Here is a 20,646-nt window from a genome sequence, read left to right as displayed (position 1 = left end):
TCATTACCTCCTGAAAATTCTATTAAAATTCTTCAAATTCATAAACAAGATTGGCTTTTCTTACTTCTGAAAAGGGAATTTCCATTACTTTTTCATCTTCTAGTTCTAAATATATAATACTATCCTTACAGTCTGTAATTATTCCTTCAAAGTTTTTATTGTCATCAACTTTATGTTTAAGACTAAGTTTAGCTTTTTCTCCCTTGAATCTGATATAATCTTCTATTTTCTTCAGTGGTCTTTCAATGCCTGGAGAAGACACTTCCAAGAAGAATCTTTGTTCAATGAGTTTGTCAATGTCTTCATCTATCTTATTACTGATAGCTGCACAATCTTCGAGAGTTATATCTCCCTCAGGGTTTTCAACATATATTCTCACATACCAGTAACCTCCATCTTGAAGGTATTCAATATCAACAAGAGATAATTCCATTTCATTTACTACTGGGGTAACAATGGTTTCAATTTTTTTCAAAATATTTTCCTTGTTATTTTTTTCCATAAAGTATGTATTCACCTCACTTTCAAGATAACTACTAAAGAGGGAGTGGACCAAAACCCACTCCCCTACATTAGCTAGTATAATTTATTTTCAAGATATTATAACACACATTCTTGAAAAAATCAAATTTTCCTAATGGAAGTTTCATTGAAAAACATAGATGAGCAAAGGATATTTAAGAAAAAGTAAGGATAGTTTTTAAATTCAATTAAAAAAAGTTTTTTGAAAATATTTTAGTGTAAAGTAATTAATCAAAAAAAATGTTAATAAAAAACCTTGGTTTGACCATTTTTTATTCAAAAATGAAAAAAAACATATATTTTTTATAATTATGAAATATATTTTTTACAACATAAAAAAGGAAATATTACCTAAAATGGAAATCTGTTAACCAGTAATTGAAAAATATTAACAAATATTTAACAAAATGGCATAAAATAGCGAGTTTTATATATGTGATTAAAAAAATAAATTTTTATCATTCATATTATTAATAATGCTTGATTTTTTACAAAAAAGAGGTATATTATTATTAAAGTTTAAATATCATACACAGAGGAGGCTATTTTTCATGGAAAAAAATGGAAAAAAAGTTGTAATTGGAGTTATTGGATCAGACTGTCACGCAGTTGGAAACAAAATTATTCATCACGTTTTAGAGTCTAATGGATTTGAAGTAGTAAACATCGGAGTTTTATCACCACAAGCTGACTTCATCAACGCAGCTGTTGAAACGAGTGCTGATGCTATAATAGTTTCTTCTTTATATGGACATGGGGAACTAGATTGTCAAGGAATGAGAGAAAAATGTAAAGAAGCAGGACTTAATGACATCATCCTTTATGTAGGTGGAAACATTGTTGTTGGAAAACAAGTTTGGAGTGAAGTAGAAGAAAGATTTAAAGCTATGGGATTTGATAGAGTTTACAGACCAGGAACTCCTATCGAAGATACAACAGAAGATTTAAAGAAAGATTTAGGGATTGCTTAATCTTAATCAACTGAAATTTTTCAAAAAAACTTTACAATAAAAGAGAGTGGTTGTTATGAAAGTTTATCTAGCCATAGATTTTGGGAGTACTTACACTAAACTTACTGCTATAGATATGGATAATGAAGTTATTTTAGCGACAGCAAAGGATATTACTACAGTTGAAGAAGATATCATGATCGGATTTAATAAGGCTTATGACAAATTAAAAGCTGCAATAAATGAGAAGGTTGATTTTGATTCTGTGGAGTTTGTAAGTAAAACTGCCTGTTCATCTGCTGCTGGTGGATTGAAAATGGTAGCAATAGGCCTTGTACCTGAACTTACAGCTGAAGCTGCTAAAAAAGCTGCTCTAGGAGCTGGAGCAAGAGTAATAAAGACATATGCTTACGAATTAAATCACAGAGAACTTGAAGAAATCAAGGCTACTCCTCTGGACATAATATTATTAGCTGGTGGAACAGACGGTGGTAATAAAGACTGTATCATTCATAATGCTAAAATGATTGCAGAGTATAAACTTGATGTGCCAGTTGTAGTTGCAGGAAATAAAGCAGCTATTGACCAGGTGGAAGCTATTTTCAAAGAAGCTGAAATAGATTATTTTGTAACAGAAAATGTAATGCCTGTAATAAATAAATTAAATGTTGAACCTTCTCGTGAAGAAATCAGAAAAGTTTTTATGAATAGAATAGTAGAAGCTAAAGGAATGAAAAACGCAGAAGAGTTTATAAGAGGTATACTGATGCCTACACCAGCAGCTGTATTAAAAGCTGCTGAGGTACTTGCAGAGGGTACTGATGATGAAGATGGAATAGGAGATTTAATAGTAGTAGATATTGGAGGAGCAACAACAGATGTTCACTCAATAGCTAAAGGAGATCCTACAAAACCTTCTATCATGATAAAAGGTTTGGAAGAACCATTTGCTAAAAGAACTGTAGAAGGAGATCTTGGAATGAGATACTCATCAGTAGCTCTTTTAGAAGCAGCAGGAACAAGAAAAATAAGAAACTATTTACATGATTCATTAAAGCAAATTGATGTGAAAGCTGCATGTCAGTATAGACATGATCATATCAAGATGGTGCCTCAAAATGAAGAAGAGATCAGATTTGATGAGGCAATGGCAATGGCAGCTACTGAAATTGCAATGACAAGACACTGTGGAGTGCTAGAGTGTGTTTATACTCCAATGGGAACAATGTTTAATCAAAGTGGAAAAGACTTGACTGATGCACCTTATGTTATTGGTACAGGAGGAGTTATCATTCATAGTTTAAATCCTCAAGGAATATTAAAAGCTGGAAATTTCAATGAACAAGATCCTGTTCACTTGAAACCTATGTCTCCAAAATTCCTTGTAGACAAAACATATATATTGTCATCAATGGGACTGTTAGCCCAGGATTATCCAAACTTAGCTGTTAGAATAATGAAAAAATATCTAGTCGAAGTATAAGAAATTATAAGGAGGAATATTTAAATATGAAACTTAGATTTAAGAAATGGACTGAAGAAGAGTTCTTCGAAATGAGAGAAGAAGTTTTAAAAGGGTGGCCTACAGGGAAAGAAGTAAACTTAGAAGAAGCTGTAGCTTTCCATAAAGCATTACCAGAATCAAAAAGCTTCTCTAAAAAATTAGTAGATGCTAAAAAAGCAGGAATTACTCTAGCACAACCTAGAGCAGGGGTTGCTTTAATAGAACAACATATAGAATTATTAGACTACTTAGATAAAGTTGGAGGAGCAGACTTACTTCCATCAACTATCGACTCTTATACAAGACAAAATAAATATGAAAACTGTGAAAAAGGAATAGAAGAATCTAAAAAAGCTGGAAGATCACTTCTTAATGGATTCCCAGGTGTAAACCACGGAGTTACAGGATGTAGACAAGTTGTTGAAGCTATAGATCTACCTCTACAAATGAGACATGGAACTCCAGATGCTAGACTACTTTCTGAAATCATGATCGCAGCTGGATATACTTCTGATGAGGGTGGAGGAATCAGTTATAACGTTCCTTACGCTAAATCAGTTTCTCTAGAAAGAACACTAATTGACTGGCAATATGTTGACAGACTAGTTGGATGGTATGAAGAGCACGGAGTATCAATCAACAGAGAACCATTTGGACCATTAACTGGTACATTAGTTCCTCCATCAATGTCAAATGCTGTTGGAATCCTTGAAGGATTACTAGCTGCTGAGCAAGGAGTTAAAAATATTACTTTAGGATATGGACAATGTGGAAACTTAATCCAAGACGTTGCTGCTATTAGAGCATTAACTGAGCAAGGAGAAGAGTATTTCAAAGAGTATGGATATAATGATATTGATTTAACAACTGTATTCCACCAATGGATGGGAGGATTCCCAGAAGATGAAGCTAAAGCATTTGGAGTTATTTCTAATGGTGCTTCTGCTGCTGCTCTTGCTGGAGCTACAAAAGTTATTGTTAAAACTCCTCATGAAGCTATTGGAGTTCCTACAAAAGAAGCTAATGCAATGGGAATTAAAGCTACAAAAATGGTTCTTAACCTTCTTAAAGGACAACAATTATCAATGTCTCCAGAATTAGCAAAAGAAATAGATGTTATTAAAGCTGAAACTAAATGTATCTTAAATAAAGTATTAGAATTAGGAGAAGGAGACTGGGCTGTTGGTGTAGTTAAAGCTTTCGAACAAGGTGTACTAGACGTTCCATTCGCTCCATCTAAATACAATGCAGGTAAAATGATGCCAGCTAGAGACAACGTAGGTAAAGTAAGATACCTAGCTGTTGGAAACGTACCATTAAGCAAAGAATTAGTAGACTTTAACCTAGCTCAATTAGAAGAAAGAGCTAAATTTGAAGGAAGACCAGTTGGATTCCAAATGACTGTTGATGATATATTCGCAGTAGGAAAAGGAACTCTTATTGGAAGACCTGAAACTGAACATATGAAAAACAATTAATTCGATTAACGAATAAAATTTGTAGAAATCATAGTATAAAATTGATATGATAAATGCAAAATAATTTAGAAAATCAATTTTTAAATGTTGGTTGCAATTATGTTGGAAATAGATTATATATTTAATTAGGAAGAAAGTGGGAATTGCAAAATTCCCACACAATTTAAAATCTTAGGAGGCTTAATTATGAAAATTGTAGATGTAGTATGTTCTGCAGGAAAAACAGGATTCTATTTTGATGACCAAAGAGCAATAAAAGCAGGAGCTGGACATGATGGTATGTTCTATCTAGGAACTCCAGTAACACCAGGATTCAAATCAATCAGACAAGCAGGAGAAGCTATCTCTGTTTTACTAGTTCTTGAAGATGGACAAGTTGCTCATGGAGACTGTGCTGCTGTTCAATACTCAGGTGCGGGAGGAAGAGATCCTTTATTCCTAGCAAAAGACTTTATTCCAGTAATCCAAAAAGAAATCGCTCCAAAATTAATAGGAAGAGAACTTGATAACTTCAAATCTCTTGCTGAAGAATTTGATGCATTAGAAGTTAATGGAAAAAGATTACATACTGCAATAAGATATGGAATCACTCAAGCTTTACTTGATGGTGTTGCAAAAGCTAGAAAAGTAACTTTAGCTGAAGTTATTAAAGCTGACTACAATACAGGATTAGAAATCACTAAGAGACCTATATTCACTCAATCAGGAGACGACAGATATGTTGCTGCTGACAAAATGATAATCAAAGAAGCTGACGTTTTACCTCACGCTTTGATTAACAATGTAAAAGAAAAATTAGGATTACACGGGGAAATCTTACTTGACTATGTAAAATGGTTAAGAGACAGAATCATTTCTCAAAGAACTGATGCTGACTATTCTCCAATATTCCACATAGACGTTTATGGAACTATCGGTGCTGCATTTGATTGTGACACTAAAAAAATGGCTGACTACATTGCTACATTAGTAGAAGCTGCAAAACCATTCAAATTAAGAATAGAAGGACCTATGGACGTTGAAGACAGAGATAAACAAATCGAAGCTCTTGCTGCTTTAACTGCTGAAGTAGACGCTAGAGGAATTGCAGTTGAATTAGTTGCTGACGAATGGTGTAATACATTAGAAGATATTAAATTGTTCGCTGACAAAAAAGCTGGACATGTAGTTCAAATCAAAACTCCAGACCTTGGAGGAGTAAACAACATAGCTGATGCAATTCTTTACTGTAACAAAGTAGGAATCGGATCATACTGTGGAGGAACTTGTAACGAAACTAACAGATCTGCTGAAGTTACTACTAACATCGGTATGGCTTGTGGAGCTCTTCAAGTTCTTGCTAAACCAGGAATGGGTGTTGACGAAGGATACATGATCGTATTCAACGAAATGTCTAGAGTTGAAGCTTTAGTAAACAGAAGAAAGAAATAGTTTTCTTTTAAGAGTATAATTATAATTTATTTTGATTTTGAAAAAGGTAGTTATATGACTACCTTTTTCCTTTAATTAGCCCTAATGTTTATAGAGAATTTTATTTAGAATTTAATAATGAGGTGAATCAAATGACAATAAAGAAAGCTGCTAAATGTGGTACTCTAGAATCAAATGATATATTTGTGATTCTAACTCCAGCTGAAAGCGGAATAGAAATTGAATTAGAAAGTACTGTGGAAAAACAATTTGGAGCTCATATAAGAGAAGTTATAAAAAATAAACTTGTAGAACTTGGGATTGATGGAGTAAAAGTTCAAGCTCAAGATAAGGGAGCTCTTGATTATACTGTCAGAGCAAGAATAGAAGCTGCTGTTGCTAGAGGATTATAATAATTATATTATTTTTTATATGAGAGGTGTTTATCGTGGAATTAAGAAGAACTATGTTATTTATGCCTGGAAATAACCCAGGAATGCTTCAAACAGCAGCTGTATTCGGTTCAGACGCTGTTATATTTGACTTGGAAGATGCTGTTGCATTAACAGAAAAAGATGCTGCAAGATATTTGATAAGTGAAGCTTTAAGAACAAATAAATATGATGATGTAGAAGTAGTAGTAAGAGTTAATCCTTTATCTACTCCATTTGCAGAAAAAGATATAGATGTAATAGCAAGATTGAAACCAGATGCTATACTTCTTCCAAAAGCTTGTCCTGAAGATATAGTTGTATTAGATAAAAAATTAAATGAAATAGAAAAAGAAATGGGATTTGAAGCAGGAAGTATAAAAATACACCCACTAGTAGAAACTACTTATGGAGTAGAAACAGTATATGAAACTATAAAATCAAGTCCAAGAGTAATTTCTGTTTTGTTAGGTGGAGAAGACCTTGCAGTTGATTTGGGAGTAAAAAGAACTAAATCATCAGACGAATTATTCTATGCAAGAACAAAAGTAGTAAATGCATGTAAAGCTTGTAAAGTAGATGCAATAGATACTCCATTTACAGATACAAATGACTATGAAGGATTAATGGCTGACTCATTAAAAGCAAAAATGTTAGGATTTACAGGAAAACTTGCTATAAACCCAAGACAAATAGATACAATCCATGCAGCTTACTGTCCATCACAAGCTGAAATCAATCATGCTTTAAGAGTAATAGCTGCTAAAGAAGAAGCTGCTAAAGAAGGTCTTGGAGTATTCTCATTAGATGGAAAAATGGTTGACCTTCCAATTATAAATAGAGCTATTCATACATTGGATGTTGCAAGACTTATTGGTCTAATAGATTAATCAATAATATGTGAGGTGTTTATAGATGAAAAATATTTTAGGAAGAGAAGTTCCTGATTTTATAGAAGGATACGGAAAAATCAATCATTATAATGGATATTTAGCAAATACAACTGGAGTAGTAAAAAAGAATTATAACTTTAAAACTGTAACTCCTAATGATAAAAAACTTCATACTGATTTTGAAAAATTAATGGATAAACTTCCATTAAAAGATGGAATGGTTGTATCTTTCCACCACCATTTAAGAAATGGAGATTATGTATTAAATTTAGTAATGGCAGAAATAGCAAAAAGAGGATATAAAGATGTAACATTAGTTGCAAGTTCTATATTCCCATGCCATAAACCAGTAGTAGAAATGATTGAAAAAGGAATAGTAACACAAATATATGCTGGATACATGTCAGGACCAGTTGCTCAGGCAATATCACAAGGTAAAATGCAAAAACCAGCAGTTATGCATACTCATGGTGGAAGAGCAAGAATAATGGAAACAGGAGAGGTTGAAGTAGATATAGCTTTTGTTGCAGCTCCAACTTCAGATGAATATGGAAATATAAATGGAGTAGATGGAAAATCAGCATGTGGAGCTTTAGGATATGCTCACTCAGATGTTGAAAATGCTAAATTAGTAGTAGCTATCACTGATAACTTAGTTCCATATCCAAATACAACAATAGAAATCAATCAAACTTTAATAGACTATGTATTAGTAGTAGATGCTATTGGAGATCCTAAAGGAATAGTATCTGGAACTACTCAGATCACTAAAAACCCAATAGGATTAAAAGTTGCTGATCTTACAGCTAAATTCATAGAGCAATCAGGATATTTAAAAGATGGAATGAGCTTCCAAACAGGTGCAGGAGGAATATCACTTGCAGTTGCAGCAGAAGTTAGAAATCTTATGAAATCAAAAAATATAGTAGGAAGTTTTGCTGCTGGAGGAATAACAGGATATATAGTTGATATGTATAAAGATGGACTTTTCAAAGCTCTATTTGATGTACAATGTTTTGACCTTAATGCAATCAAATCAGCAAAAGAAAATCCAAACCATATAAAAATGTCAGCAACAATGTATGCAAATGCAAATAATAAAGGTTCAGTAGTAAATATGCTTGATATAGTTATCCTAGGTGCAACAGAAATGGATACAAACTTCAACGTAAACGTAACTACAGGATCAGATGGAGTTATCATGGGAGGATCTGGAGGACACAGTGATACAGCAGCTGGATCAAAACTATGTATAATAGTTTCTCAATTAGTAAATGCAAGAATATCAGTAGTAAAAGACAGAATAACTACTGTAACAACTCCTGGAGAAACAGTAGATGTACTGGTAACAGAAAGAGGAATAGCAATTAATCCATTAAGAAAAGATCTAATAGAAAAATTCAAAAATTCTAATCTTCCAATCAAAACAATAGAAGAGCTAAAAGAAATAGCAGAAGCTATGACTGGAAAAGAAGAAGCAATAGAATTTGAGGATAAAGTAGTTGCTGTAGTGCAGTACAGAGACGGATCTATAGTGGATGTTGTAAGACAAGTAAAAAATAACTAAATAATTATTGACACAAATAGTAAAAAAATATATAATAAGGTGTAAATGATAAATATAAAGAATACCATCAAGAGAGATTGAGGGACTGGCCCGTTGAAATCTCAGCAACCTGCTTTTTAAGTGTGGTGCTAACTCCTGAGAGATGGAATATTGGATTTAACACTTAATCCCTTTCATCTGTCTGGTGAAAGGGATTTTTTTATCTTGACACATTAAATTATTAATATATTTTAAGGAGGAAAAATGAAAAATTTAACTTATTTCACATCAGAATTTGTATCACCTGGTCACCCAGATAAGGTATCAGATCAAATTTCAGACGCAGTAGTAGACGCATGTCTTGCTGATGATCCAAATTCAAGAGTAGCGTGTGAAGTATTTTGTACAACAGGACAGGTTGTTGTAGGAGGAGAAATCACAACTACTACATATATAGATATCCAAGACATTGTAAGAAGTAAAATTGATGAAATCGGATATAAAGAAGGAATGGGATTCGATTCTAACTGTGGAGTATTAAGTGCTATCCATGCTCAATCACCAGATATAGCTATGGGAGTAGATATTGGAGGAGCAGGAGACCAAGGTATAATGTTTGGAGGAGCTGTAAAAGAAACTCCAGAATTAATGCCGTTAGCTCTTGTATTAGCTAGAGAAATATTAGTGAAACTTACTAAAATGACTAGAGCAAAAGAACTTCCATGGGCAAGACCAGATGCAAAATCACAAGTAACTTTAGCTTATGATGAAAATGGAAAGATAGATCACGTTGATACAGTAGTAGTGTCTGTACAACATAATCCAGATGTAACTCAAGCTCAAATAAAAGAAGAAGTAATAGAAAAAGTAGTAAAACCAGTATTGAGATCTTATGGGCTTGATCCTGATCAAGTAAAACATTTCCATATCAATCCAACAGGAAGATTTGTAATTGGAGGACCACACGGAGATACAGGAGTAACTGGAAGAAAAATAATAGTAGATACATATGGAGGATTCTTTAGACATGGTGGAGGAGCTTTCTCTGGAAAAGACCCTTCAAAAGTAGATAGATCAGCAGCTTATGCAGCAAGATGGGTTGCAAAAAATATAGTTGCAGCAGACCTTGCAGATAAATGTGAAATCCAATTATCATATGCAATAGGAGTTGTAGAACCAACATCAGTAAAAGTAGATACATTTGGAACTGGAAAAGTAGATGAATTTGAATTAGCAGAAGCTGTTAAAAAAGTATTTGATCTAACACCAAGAGGGATAGAAAGAGCACTTGAATTGAGAAGTGGAAAATTCAAATATCAAGATCTTGCAGCATTTGGACATATAGGAAGAACTGATTTAGATATTCCATGGGAAAAACTTGATAAAGTAGAAGAATTAAAAAAAGCTTTAAATAAATAGTAAAAAAGAGAGGGATCAAAAATTTGAAATTATGTTTCAGATTTTTGATCTTTTTTTGTAGAAATAAAATAACATAAAGCTGGATATTAATATAAGTATGTCTTTAGATGTTGAAAAATCAATACTTAGAGAGACACTTTTTTTATTATAAAAAAGCTTTTAAGGTGCAAAAATATTGACACTTTTTATGTCTGATGTTATACTTTTAAGGTATAAGTAAACACTAAGGAGATAATAATGGAAAAATTAAAAAAGAAAGCAATAAGTTTAGAAGCTTTTATATGTCTGGGATTATTAGCTGGATCTTTTATAACAACTGCTAAAATAATGGGACCTGTGAATATGATAAATACTGTAATGGGAACGGCACATGATCTTCTGATAAACACAGTATTCTTTATAATGGGAGTTGCAGTATTAGCAGGAGCTCTTTCAGAAATATTATCTGAATTTGGAGTGATATCCCTGATAAATAAATTGCTTTATTTTGTAATTTATCCTTTGTATAGATTGCCAGGAGCTTCAGCATTAGCAATAGTGACAACATATATATCAGATAATCCAGCTGTACTTAGTTTAGCAGCAAATAAAGAATTTAGAAAATATTTTAAGAACTATCAGTTTACAGCTCTTACTAACTTGGGAACATCTTTTGGGATGGGATTCATAGTATCAGCATTTATGGTGGCACAAGGTGGACTTATGAAAGAAAATCTTTTTAAGGCAGTCCTTATAGGAAATCTTGGAGCAGTGGTAGGAAGTATAATAAGTGTAAATTTAATGCTGCATTATAGTAAAAAATATTTTAAAAGTATAGGAGAATCAGAAGAAGAAAAGGAAATAGAAAAATTTGTTCTTGATACAAGAGAAATAAGAAGAGGATCAATTTTTGGAAGATTTTTAGAAGCCATGCTGGAAGGTGGAAAAGTAGGAGTAGATATGGGAATTGCGATAATTCCTGGAGTAATTATCATATGTACAACAGTTCTTATGCTTACAAATGGTATGCCTCAAGGTGGCTATACAGGAGCAGCTTATGAAGGAATAGGAATACTTCCAATAATTGGAGCAAAACTTAATTTTATATTAAAGCCGTTATTTGGATTTACCAGTCCACAGGCAATAGCTTTTCCTATAACAGCACTTGGAGCAGTGGGAGCTGCTATTGGACTTGTACCTCAATTTATAAAAGAGGGCGTAATAGGGCCAAGAGAGATAGCGGTTTTTACAAGTATGGGAATGTGCTGGAGCGGATACTTAAGCACTCATGTAGCTATGATGGACAGTTTGAAATATAGAGAATTAACTGGAAAAGCAATATTCAGTCATACTATTGGAGGATTGGCAGCTGGAATGGCAGCAAACTTCTTGTATTCATTATTTGTATAGATAAAACAGAGGATGTGAACTGCATCCTCTTTTTCATTTGAAAAAAAGGAAAGGAAAATTGATCTTGTATAATATATAAGAAGAAGAAAACCTAATGAAGGAGGTATTTTTATGAGAGGCATATTAAAAGAAAGAATAGACGCAGAGAATTTAGCTAAAGCTGTAGAAAGAGGAGAAGAATTTTTGGAAAAAGATAGGAAAGTGGAAATATCTTTTGATGGAACAGCAATAGTAGTTACTAAAACTGTAGCTTATGCTATTACTGAAGAATTTGTAGAGGAAAATGAAGAGAAATTAAAGAAATTGGGAATACTAAAATAAGAACATTGCTTTAAATGGAGGTGGTTGAAAAGTAAAAAAAATTTTTCAATCACCTAAATTTTTGTTGGAAAAATAGATAATAAACAATATATATTGTACACGGATGAAAAAAATATTTTAAAAATTTATTTTCAGAAAATATATGTACTAGTTTAAGTTTATTATATCAATATTAGATATTAAATACGTAAATAAGACAAGAAAAAAAGAAAATACTTTACTTTTGTACAAAAAGGGGATATAATACATCATATAAAGCTTTAAAGGCAAATATATATTATTTGAATATAGTTTGCACTGTCACAATAAATGAAAATAAATTTTCAAAAAATATTTTATAATAAACGGAGGGAGATATTATGTCAACAGTATTCGAAAGAGCACTAGAAATGCATGAAAAAAATAAAGGAAAGATATCAATAGTTTCAAAAGTGAAAGTAGCTAATAAAGATGATTTGAGTCTTGCTTATTCACCAGGTGTTGCAGAACCTTGCAGAAAAATAGCAGCTAACAAAGAGGATGTATATAAATATACAGCAAAAGGAAACATGGTTGCAGTTATTACTGATGGAACAGCAGTATTAGGACTTGGAGATATCGGTCCAGAAGCAGCTCTTCCAGTAATGGAAGGTAAATGTGTACTATTCAAAGAATTTGCAGGGGTAGATGCAATTCCTATTTGTTTAGATACTAAAGATCCAGAAGAAATTATCAGAACAGTAAAATTACTAGCTCCAGGACTTGGAGGAGTAAACTTAGAAGATATATCAGCACCAAGATGTATAGAAATAGAAACTAGATTAAAGAAAGAATTAGATATTCCTGTATTCCATGATGACCAACACGGAACTGCAATAGTAGTTGCTGCTGGACTTATCAATGCTTTCAAAGTTGTAGGTAAAAAATTCTCTGATGCTAAAGTTGTAGTAAATGGAGCAGGGGCAGCAGGAAGTTCTATAACTAAACTTATAAGAGATTTAGGAGCAAAAGAAATATTAGTTCTTGATAAACCTGGAATCCTTAGAAAAAGTGATAAAGAATCTTATGACTTCTCTAAGAGAGAGTTAGCTGAAATAACTAACCCTAATGATCTTGCTGGAGATTTAGCATTTGCAGTACAAGGAGCCGACGTTTTTGTTGGAGTATCTGTAGGAAATATTCTTACTACTGAAATGGTAAAAACAATGAATAAAGATGCTGTAATATTTGCAATGGCAAATCCTACTCCTGAAATAATGCCAGAAGATGCTTTAGCAGGAGGAGCAAAAATAGTAGGAACTGGAAGATCAGACTATCCTAACCAAATAAATAACGTTCTTGTATTCCCAGGATTATTCAAAGGGGCTTTAAGAGCAAAATCTAGAAAAATAACTGAAGAAATGAAACTTGCAGCAGCAAGAGGATTAGCTTCTCTTATTACTGATGAAGAAATGAATGAAAATTACATCATTCCAGATGCTTTTGATAAAAGAGTTGCAGATGCAGTAGCAGCAGCAGTTGAAAAAGTAGCAAAAGAACAAGGAATATGCAGAGATTAATAAATAAAAAGGCAGTCTGTTTTATACAGGCTGCCAATTTTTTTTAGAATAGAACTTCATGTATAGCGAGTTCAGATTCTCCTTCTCTTAATTCATTTAATTGAGGAACAAATGTAGTGAAATGTGGAGTTTTCATATGTTTATCTAAAACTTCCATATTTTCCCATTTCTCTATAAAAGCAAGAACACTTCTGTTATTTTTGTCCTGTACCATTTCATAAAAAATATTTCCTTTTTCTTTTCTTGTTTCCTCTGCTAATTTTTTTGCTATCTCTAAATATTTATCAATATTTTTTTCAGGTACAATAGATTTTGCATATACAACTATCATAATATTGCCTCCTTAATTTTCTTAGTATAAATATACTGTATCAGGTATTTAAAATTATTTCAAATCAAAATAAAAACTCTTTGGATTGGAAATATAAATACCACATACAGTACTCAGTGGAGACATAGCAAAATTATTAGTAAGATATGCTCCTGTTCTTTCACCTTCAGTGATTTCGAAAATAGTTTTCTTGATAGAATGATCTGGAATAGATGAATAACCTATAGCAGGTCTGATATTAGGCAGCCAGATATTTTCTTCTTTCAAATAATTTTCCATAAATTCAGAAGCAGCTTCAGCAATTCTTGTAAGAAGAATGCTTTCCATTATGCTCATATAGTTGTCTTCATCAAATAGAGAGCTGTTTACTGAAATAATAAAAGTCCCTATAAAGTCATTTTCATTGAAAAAATCACTTATTCCAATATCATTATTTTTTACTTCCCCTCTTATAAAAGAGATAGACCAATTTTTATCACTATCTTTTATTGTTAAATTATCAGAATCTTTTGTGCAAGGGAAAATTCCAAAAGCACATTTGACCTTTATATCATTTTCTTTCATTTTTTCTAAAATATACTTAGCATCATTTAGTGTATTTTCTTCTAAAGGTGTATTTTTTACTTTCATATTATGAAGAAGAAAATTCCAGTTAATATATTTTTCAATCTTTTGCAGAGGAAATTCTATATATTGTTTTCCTAATTGTTTAGGAGCTATAACTTCTGAAGTAAAATCTTCTTTAGGAGATACTGATATTTTAGAAGTGTCTTTTTTATTATTCAAATATACTTTGCATAACTCTCTGAGTTCTTTTGTTTTTTCAGTTATAAATAAATCTCTGTCACCATAAATCAACTTATTTATTATTGTAAGAGTATCTAAAGCATCTGTAGTATGAAAAGTTTTTCCTTGATAAAATGGCTCTAATTTTACAGCAGTATGCAATTTAGAAGTAGCTGCTCCTGCAATTAATACAGGGATAGAAAGTTTGCTGATGTCTAAAAGAGAAAGAATCTTTTTCATTTCTTTTAATGAAGGACTGATAAGACCGCTTAATGTAATGATATCCACATTGTTTTTTACAGCTTCTTCAAGTATTTTTTCTTTGCTTACCATTACCCCTAAGTCTATCACTTCATAACCATTGCATTTCAAAACTGTTCCAGCAATATTTTTACCAATATCATGAACATCTCCATCTACAGTAGCCATAAGAACTTTGCCTTTTATTCCTATATTGGCTTCTATTTTCATATGAGGTTTCAAAATATCAACAGCTCTGTTCATAACACTTGCTGATCTTATAAGCTGTGGAAGGTATAGTTCTCCCTTTTCAAAAAGAACACCTATTTTATCCATACCTTTCATCAGAATATTTTGTATAATATCTAAAGGTGTCATAGTTTCCATAGCAGTATTTATATCTGTATCAAAAGTTGTACTGCCTCCGTAAATAAGAGCATTTTCTATTCTGTCCTTTAAAGAATCAAAATCATTCTTTATTATTTTAGGAGCAGAGGAGCTGTTCTTTTTAAGAAGATCAGAGGCATTTTTTAATTTTACAGCAAGTTCCAATATAGAATCAAGAGAATCCTCTTCTCCGTTTATTAAGGATAGGATTGTATTTTTTTCTTCTGAAGTAAGCTGAGGAGCTTTCTCACCAGGATTCATTATAGCAAAATTCATTCCTTTTTCTTTTGCATTTTCAATAAACAAAGAGTGTATAGCTGCTCTCAAAGGATTGTTTCCTCTGAAGGCAAAGGATAAATTGCTAAGTCCTCCAGTGATACTGCATTGAGGAAGATTTTCTTTTATCCATTGAACTGTTTTTATAAAATTCAGCCCATTATATCTGTCATCTTCACTTCCAGTACCTATAGTCAGTATATTTGGATCAAAAGCTATATCTGAGCTGGGAACTCCTTCTTCAGCCAATATTTTATATGAACGATTGCAGATTTCTACCTTTCTTTCATAAGAGACTCCCTGCCCATTTTCATCAAAAGCCATAACAACCATAGCAGCACCATATTTTTTTATTATTCTGGCTTTTTTTCTGAAAGCTTCTTCTCCCTCTTTTAGAGAGATGGAATTTACTATTGATTTTCCAGCTATGTTTTTTAAGGCAGTTTCAATAGTGAAAAAGTCTGATGAATCTATCATTATAGAAATTTTTGAGACTATGGGATCATTTTGAATTATTCTTAAAAATCTTTCCATTTCCTCATGAGGTATCAACAGCCCGTCATCAAGGTTGATATCCAGTACAGCAGCTCCTTTTTCTATTTGTGAACGAGCTATTTCTAAAGCTTTTATATAGTTTTTTTCTTCAATCAATGTTTTGAAAATTTTAGAACCAGCTACATTATTTCTTTCTCCAACTATTGTGAATTTATTGCTGAAATCATATATTTCATTTCCAGAGAGAAAATATCTATTTTCTTTCGAAACTGGAAGTCTAGGTTCTTTGTCTTTTACTAAATCAGCTATTGCTTTTATGTGCGAAAAATGTGTTCCACAGCATCCACCAAGAATATTTACCTTTTTTTCATCTACTAATTCTTTTAAATATCCAGCAGTTATCTCAGGAGTCTCCTCATATTCTCCCTCTTCATTAGGAAGTCCAGCATTAGGATAGAGAGAAATATATTTATCTGTAAAAGAAGCTATTCTTTTTATCATTGGAATAAGATCCCTTGCTCCAAAAGAACAGTTAAGACCAAAGGAAATAATTGAAGGTCTGTCCAAAGCTGTAATTAAAGATTCTATGCTCTGTCCTGAGAAAATTTTTCCCTGTCTGTTTACAGTTGCAGATATCATAATTGGAAGCTGTATATTCTTTTTTTCAAAAAGTTCCTCGGCAGCTACAAGGGCAGCCTTGGCACTTAGTCCATCAAATATAGTCTCTATCAAGAGGCAATCTACACCGCCATCTATGACCCCTTCTATCTGCTCAGAATAGATTTTTTTCATCTGATCAAAGTTAATTTCTCTTTCATAGGGAACATCTCCCATTGGAAGAGAAAGACTTTTGCTTGTAGGACCAATAGAACCAGCAACATATATTTTCTTCCCAGAAGTTTTATAAAAATTATCTGCTGTTTCTCTAGCCAGTTCAGCTCCTTTTTTTGAAAGAGTGTAAGACATATCTTCTATTTCATAATCTTTCAGAGATATTCTGTTGCAGTTGAATGAGTTTGTTTCTATAATGTCAGCACCAGCTTCAATATACTTAGTGTGTATCTCTTTTATTACATCAGGTCTTGTTATATTCAGGATTTCATTGCAGCCTTTTTTACCTTGAAAATCTTCATCAGTAAGATTATATTTTTGGATAGCTGTTCCAGTAGCTCCATCTAATACAAGTACTCTTTTTTTCAGTTCATTTATCATTATCTGCTACCTCCAGAAATTTCTCTTATATGTGCTATATTTGCCATTATTTTTTTAGCTGTATCTACTTTATTCATAGTATACAGGTGTATTCCATCAATGTCGGAAGTTATTAAATCTATAATCTGCTCTGTTGCATATGCAGTTCCAGCCTCTTTCAATGCTTTAGGATTATCCTCATATCTGTTTAATATTTTTTGAAATTTTTCAGGGATGCTGCATCCACACATTGAAGTTATTTTTCTGATCTGCTTTGCATTAGCAACAGGCATTATTCCAGCAACTAATGGAACATTTATTTGAAGCTTATCCACTTTATCTCTGAAACGATAGAAAGATTCGTTATCAAAGAATATTTGAGAGATAAGAAAATCAGTTCCAGAATCTACTTTTGTTTTTAAGTTAAAGAGATCCAGAAGATCATTTGTCTCCTGATGCCCCTCAGGATAATATGCCCCTCCTATTGAAAAATCCTTTCTTCCCTTTACATAAGAAATAAGATCCTGTGCATATTTAAAATCCCCCTCTTCAACAGGAAGTCCATCTTTAGGCTTGTCTCCCCTCAAAGCAAGAATATTTTCTATATTATTTTTTCTTAACTGTTCTAATATATCATCAATTTCATTTGCCTTAGCTCCAAGACAAGTGAGGTGTGCCAGAGCTTCTATTTTATTATCATTCTTAATCTTTGATGCAATCTCTACTGTTCTTCCTCTAGTTGCTCCCCCAGCTCCATATGTGACGCTCATGAAGTCAGGCTGTAATTTTGCCAGCTCATCAATGGAAGAATAAACATCCTCTAAAGAATATATAGTGTTTGGTGGAAATACTTCAAAGGATACAACTGTTTTTTTGTTTTTAAATAATTCTGAAATTTTCATCTGCTCATCTCCTGTTTGAATCCAATAAAAAAAGCTTTTTCCACCTGATAGATGAAAAAAGCTTAAAATTTCTAGAATCTAAACCATCTATCAGGAATTAGCACCACGCTTACATTTAAAGCAGGTTGCTGAGATATCAAAGGGCCTGTCCCTCCATCTCTCTCTATGGACTTAATTATTTCATGAATTGTATCATATTCAAAAATTATTGTCAATAGAGGAAAAATATAAGATTGAGCTTTTGTCTTTATGCAATAGGGGAAAAATATGGTATAATTCTTATTGAAGAATACAGAAAAAGGAGCAGATATGAGCGGAGTTATTTTAAAAAATATTGAAAAAGTATATCCAAACGGCTTTAAGGCTGTTCATGGAATAGATTTAGAGATAAAGCCGGGAGAATTTATGGTGCTTGTAGGTCCTTCTGGCTGTGCCAAGTCAACTATGCTTAGAATGATAGCTGGACTGGAGGAAATAACAGAGGGAGAATTATGGATAGAGGGAAAACTAGCCAATAAGCTTCCTCCTAAAGACAGAGGTATAGCCATGGTATTTCAAAACTATGCTCTTTATCCTCATATGACTACTTATGAAAATATGGCCTTTGGATTGAAAATGGCAAAATTTCCTAAAAAAGAGATAGATAAAAGAGTGAGGGAAACTGCTGAAAGATTGGAAATAAGCGATATTTTAGATAGAAAGCCTAAAGAGATGTCAGGTGGACAGAAGCAGAGAGTGGCCTTAGGAAGAGCCATAGTAAGAGAGCCTAAAGTATTTCTTTTTGATGAACCTCTTTCTAATCTGGATGCTAAGTTAAGAGTGTCTATGAGAGTAAGGATAACACAGCTCCATAAGGAACTTCTCAGTGAAGGAAAAGAAACTATGATGATATATGTAACTCATGATCAGGTAGAAGCAATGACTATGGGAGATAGAATATGTGTACTCAATAAGGGAAAAGTTATGCAGGTAGATACGCCTATGAACATATACAATTTTCCTGTAAATAAATTTGTAGCAGGGTTTATCGGGTCACCAGCTATGAACATAGTTGAAGGAGAACTTCTGGAAAAAAATGGAGAAGTTCTAGTAAAGCTGGATACTGATACCTATTTAATTTTGGATAAAGAAAAAGCTGAAAAAGCAAAAAATAATATTGGAGAAAAAATCTGGTTTGGAATAAGACCAGAAAATATAAAAGTTTCAGATGAAAACAGTCAGGAAAAAAATAGAGCCCAGGGTGTAGTAAGTGTTGTTGAAAACATGGGAAATGAAGTATATATATATTTCAAAATAGGAGAAAAGGAGTTTACAGCAAGGGCTTCAACAGATGTAATTAAAAACATTTCATTTGGTAAAAAACTATTTTTTGACTTTAATATGTTAAATATTCATATTTTCCATTATAAAACAGAAAAAAATATATTAAAATAGGAAAAATTTAATTTAATCTCTTTATTTCTTAAAGATTATGAGGTATACTAATATTAACTATACATCATTATCATTATTCAAAGGGGGAATAATCATGACAAATCAGTATAATAAAGATGGAAAAAAAGAAGGACTATGGGTAAAAACTTACGATAATGGGAGAATTCAAGAAGAAAAAAATTATGTAAATGGAATTAGAGAAGGAGAATATAAATCATATTATATGAATGGTCAGGTAGAAACTCATAAATTCTATAAAGATGGAAATATCCATGGAGTATATGAAACTTTCTATAGTGATGGAAAATTAAGTTCTAGACGTACTCTAGTAAATGGAGAGACAGTTGGACTTTATGAAGAATTTTTTCCAAATGGAAAATTAAAAAAATCGTCAGAACATGTCAGCAACTCAACAACAACAAAAAATGTAAAGTATTTCCCGAATGGACAAGTGAAACTTGATGTTAATTTTAAAAATGGAGCTATGTATGGTTCTTACAAAGAGTATTTTTCAAATGGTGTTTTATATATAGAATGCAACTATGGAGACAATGGAAAATTAGATGGTGTTTACAAAGAGTATGACGCAGAAGGTAAATTAGTAAAAGAGTGCCATTATTCTAATGGTTCTGAACAATTTAGATAATCAGAAAAGAAAATAGCAGCTGCCTGAAGATAAGGATATCCTTGCAGGCAGCTTTTATATTATTAAAGAGTATCTTCTAATATATTTTTTAGATTAACTTTGTTATTTATAATCATATCAAAAGTAATTTTTTTCAAAATCTTTTTTTCTAATTCCTGTATTTGATCAAATATAGAAAATATTTCATCTTTTTTTATATCTTTTTTAGACATATTTTTCATAACTGTTAAGATATTAATATCATTTTGTACTGCAACTATAACATCAAAAAGAGTAATTTTATCAGTAGTTTTTCCTAAACAATAACCTCCAGTAACACCTCTGAAAGGAAGAACTATATTTGCACTGGTTAAAGGTCTTAAAACTTTAAGTACAAATTTATCAGAAAAACCAATGGATTTTCCAATAGTTTTTGCAGGAGAGATTTCACCTTTTTGAAGTGTAGATAGATATAAAATAGTCTTTATAGCGCAATTTGTTTCCTGAGTTATTTTCATTTTCAACTCCTTTATCATTTTTATATGTTACATTCTATTATATCATAAAATATAGTTTTT

18 protein-coding genes and 2 riboswitches are annotated in these 20,646 nt (G+C 32.1%); of the genes, 13 read left to right on the top strand and 5 right to left on the bottom strand.

The window, feature by feature from the left end; genetic code table 11:
• Positions 1-22: 22 nt before the first annotated feature.
• Positions 23-502 (bottom strand): ribosome maturation factor RimP, encoded by a 480-nt coding sequence (locus tag C4N20_RS01165; protein ID WP_035959771.1) that lies wholly within the window; start codon positions 500-502, stop codon positions 23-25.
• A gap of 571 nt (positions 503-1,073) precedes the next feature.
• Between C4N20_RS01165 and glmS the strand changes: the two genes are divergently transcribed.
• The 11 genes from glmS (at position 1,074) to C4N20_RS01110 (ending at position 13,401) form a co-directional block, all read left to right on the top strand.
• The gene (gene glmS / locus C4N20_RS01160; RefSeq protein ID WP_005981733.1) at positions 1,074-1,493 is read left to right on the top strand and encodes a methylaspartate mutase subunit S; all 420 of its coding nucleotides are present in this window, start codon (positions 1,074-1,076) and stop codon (positions 1,491-1,493) included.
• Positions 1,494-1,548: 55 nt separating this feature from the next.
• Entirely contained in the window at positions 1,549-2,955 is a 1,407-nt protein-coding gene (gene glmL, locus C4N20_RS01155; RefSeq protein WP_005981735.1) for a methylaspartate mutase accessory protein GlmL, read from the top strand.
• A 26-nt stretch (positions 2,956-2,981) separates the two neighbouring features.
• Positions 2,982-4,454 carry a methylaspartate mutase subunit E gene (locus tag C4N20_RS01150; RefSeq protein ID WP_005981737.1) on the top strand — a complete coding sequence of 491 codons (1,473 nt, stop codon included), beginning with the start codon at positions 2,982-2,984 and terminating at the stop codon, positions 4,452-4,454.
• A 186-nt stretch (positions 4,455-4,640) separates the two neighbouring features.
• Entirely contained in the window at positions 4,641-5,885 is a 1,245-nt protein-coding gene (locus C4N20_RS01145) for a methylaspartate ammonia-lyase (protein WP_005981739.1), read from the top strand.
• Between the two features lie 131 nt (positions 5,886-6,016).
• Complete coding sequence (gene citD / locus C4N20_RS01140) at positions 6,017-6,277, top strand: citrate lyase acyl carrier protein (RefSeq protein ID WP_005981741.1); 261 nt, start codon at positions 6,017-6,019, stop codon at positions 6,275-6,277.
• A 35-nt stretch (positions 6,278-6,312) separates the two neighbouring features.
• Positions 6,313-7,185 carry an HpcH/HpaI aldolase/citrate lyase family protein gene (locus C4N20_RS01135; RefSeq protein WP_005981742.1) on the top strand — a complete coding sequence of 291 codons (873 nt, stop codon included), beginning with the start codon at positions 6,313-6,315 and terminating at the stop codon, positions 7,183-7,185.
• Between the two features lie 25 nt (positions 7,186-7,210).
• Positions 7,211-8,755, top strand: coding sequence for a citrate lyase subunit alpha (gene citF / locus C4N20_RS01130; protein WP_005981745.1), 1,545 nt, complete (start codon positions 7,211-7,213; stop codon positions 8,753-8,755).
• A 61-nt stretch (positions 8,756-8,816) separates the two neighbouring features.
• Positions 8,817-8,904: riboswitch (SAM riboswitch) on the top strand.
• A 94-nt stretch (positions 8,905-8,998) separates the two neighbouring features.
• The gene (metK, locus tag C4N20_RS01125) at positions 8,999-10,153 is read left to right on the top strand and encodes a methionine adenosyltransferase (protein WP_005981747.1); all 1,155 of its coding nucleotides are present in this window, start codon (positions 8,999-9,001) and stop codon (positions 10,151-10,153) included.
• Between the two features lie 237 nt (positions 10,154-10,390).
• Entirely contained in the window at positions 10,391-11,542 is a 1,152-nt protein-coding gene (locus C4N20_RS01120) for a CD0519/CD1768 family membrane protein (RefSeq protein WP_005981749.1), read from the top strand.
• Positions 11,543-11,653: 111 nt separating this feature from the next.
• Positions 11,654-11,863, top strand: coding sequence for a hypothetical protein (locus tag C4N20_RS01115; RefSeq protein WP_005981751.1), 210 nt, complete (start codon positions 11,654-11,656; stop codon positions 11,861-11,863).
• 359 nt (positions 11,864-12,222) lie between these two features.
• Entirely contained in the window at positions 12,223-13,401 is a 1,179-nt protein-coding gene (locus C4N20_RS01110) for an NAD(P)-dependent malic enzyme (RefSeq protein WP_005981753.1), read from the top strand.
• A 43-nt stretch (positions 13,402-13,444) separates the two neighbouring features.
• On the opposite strand, the gene C4N20_RS01105 is transcribed toward C4N20_RS01110, so the two are convergent.
• Genes C4N20_RS01105 through metF form a run of 3 tightly spaced genes read right to left on the bottom strand, consistent with a single transcriptional unit; the run spans position 13,445 to position 18,009 of the window.
• Positions 13,445-13,732: a putative quinol monooxygenase gene (locus tag C4N20_RS01105; RefSeq protein ID WP_005981756.1), complete on the bottom strand. Its 288-nt coding sequence runs from the start codon at positions 13,730-13,732 to the stop codon at positions 13,445-13,447.
• A gap of 54 nt (positions 13,733-13,786) precedes the next feature.
• Positions 13,787-17,128, bottom strand: coding sequence for a methionine synthase (metH, locus tag C4N20_RS01100; RefSeq protein ID WP_005981758.1), 3,342 nt, complete (start codon positions 17,126-17,128; stop codon positions 13,787-13,789).
• On the bottom strand, positions 17,128-18,009 hold the full coding sequence (gene metF / locus C4N20_RS01095) for a methylenetetrahydrofolate reductase [NAD(P)H] (protein WP_005981760.1): 882 nt from the start codon (positions 18,007-18,009) through the stop codon (positions 17,128-17,130). The genes metH and metF overlap by 1 nt, the downstream gene beginning before the upstream one ends.
• An 80-nt stretch (positions 18,010-18,089) precedes the next feature.
• A riboswitch (SAM riboswitch) is annotated at positions 18,090-18,181 on the bottom strand.
• Between the two features lie 137 nt (positions 18,182-18,318).
• On the opposite strand from metF, the gene C4N20_RS01090 reads away from it, so the two are divergent.
• Together C4N20_RS01090 and C4N20_RS01085 are read left to right on the top strand one after the other, a co-directional pair.
• Positions 18,319-19,443, top strand: coding sequence for an ABC transporter ATP-binding protein (locus tag C4N20_RS01090; protein WP_005981763.1), 1,125 nt, complete (start codon positions 18,319-18,321; stop codon positions 19,441-19,443).
• A 94-nt stretch (positions 19,444-19,537) separates the two neighbouring features.
• Complete coding sequence (locus tag C4N20_RS01085) at positions 19,538-20,089, top strand: toxin-antitoxin system YwqK family antitoxin (RefSeq protein ID WP_005981765.1); 552 nt, start codon at positions 19,538-19,540, stop codon at positions 20,087-20,089.
• 62 nt (positions 20,090-20,151) lie between these two features.
• Here C4N20_RS01085 and C4N20_RS01080 read toward each other — a convergent pair whose 3' ends face one another.
• Complete coding sequence (locus C4N20_RS01080; RefSeq protein WP_005981767.1) at positions 20,152-20,586, bottom strand: RrF2 family transcriptional regulator; 435 nt, start codon at positions 20,584-20,586, stop codon at positions 20,152-20,154.
• Positions 20,587-20,646 lie beyond the last annotated feature (60 nt).

Source organism: Fusobacterium ulcerans (genome assembly GCF_003019675.1).
GTDB classification, from domain to species: Bacteria; Fusobacteriota; Fusobacteriia; order Fusobacteriales; family Fusobacteriaceae; genus Fusobacterium_A; species Fusobacterium_A ulcerans.
Note: the sequence above shows the minus strand (reverse complement) of the source record. Positions and strands in the feature narration are given on the sequence as shown.

Coding starts and splice junctions, on each gene's coding strand:
- C4N20_RS01165 (WP_035959771.1), bottom strand. CDS start 502: ATGGAAAAAAATAACAAGGAAAATATTTTGAAAAAAATTGAAACCATT.
- glmS (WP_005981733.1), top strand. CDS start 1,074: ATGGAAAAAAATGGAAAAAAAGTTGTAATTGGAGTTATTGGATCAGAC.
- glmL (WP_005981735.1), top strand. CDS start 1,549: ATGAAAGTTTATCTAGCCATAGATTTTGGGAGTACTTACACTAAACTT.
- C4N20_RS01150 (WP_005981737.1), top strand. CDS start 2,982: ATGAAACTTAGATTTAAGAAATGGACTGAAGAAGAGTTCTTCGAAATG.
- C4N20_RS01145 (WP_005981739.1), top strand. CDS start 4,641: ATGAAAATTGTAGATGTAGTATGTTCTGCAGGAAAAACAGGATTCTAT.
- citD (WP_005981741.1), top strand. CDS start 6,017: ATGACAATAAAGAAAGCTGCTAAATGTGGTACTCTAGAATCAAATGAT.
- citF (WP_005981745.1), top strand. CDS start 7,211: ATGAAAAATATTTTAGGAAGAGAAGTTCCTGATTTTATAGAAGGATAC.
- metK (WP_005981747.1), top strand. CDS start 8,999: ATGAAAAATTTAACTTATTTCACATCAGAATTTGTATCACCTGGTCAC.
- C4N20_RS01120 (WP_005981749.1), top strand. CDS start 10,391: ATGGAAAAATTAAAAAAGAAAGCAATAAGTTTAGAAGCTTTTATATGT.
- C4N20_RS01115 (WP_005981751.1), top strand. CDS start 11,654: ATGAGAGGCATATTAAAAGAAAGAATAGACGCAGAGAATTTAGCTAAA.
- C4N20_RS01110 (WP_005981753.1), top strand. CDS start 12,223: ATGTCAACAGTATTCGAAAGAGCACTAGAAATGCATGAAAAAAATAAA.
- C4N20_RS01105 (WP_005981756.1), bottom strand. CDS start 13,732: ATGATAGTTGTATATGCAAAATCTATTGTACCTGAAAAAAATATTGAT.
- metH (WP_005981758.1), bottom strand. CDS start 17,128: ATGATAAATGAACTGAAAAAAAGAGTACTTGTATTAGATGGAGCTACT.
- metF (WP_005981760.1), bottom strand. CDS start 18,009: ATGAAAATTTCAGAATTATTTAAAAACAAAAAAACAGTTGTATCCTTT.
- C4N20_RS01090 (WP_005981763.1), top strand. CDS start 18,319: ATGAGCGGAGTTATTTTAAAAAATATTGAAAAAGTATATCCAAACGGC.
- C4N20_RS01085 (WP_005981765.1), top strand. CDS start 19,538: ATGACAAATCAGTATAATAAAGATGGAAAAAAAGAAGGACTATGGGTA.
- C4N20_RS01080 (WP_005981767.1), bottom strand. CDS start 20,586: ATGAAAATAACTCAGGAAACAAATTGCGCTATAAAGACTATTTTATAT.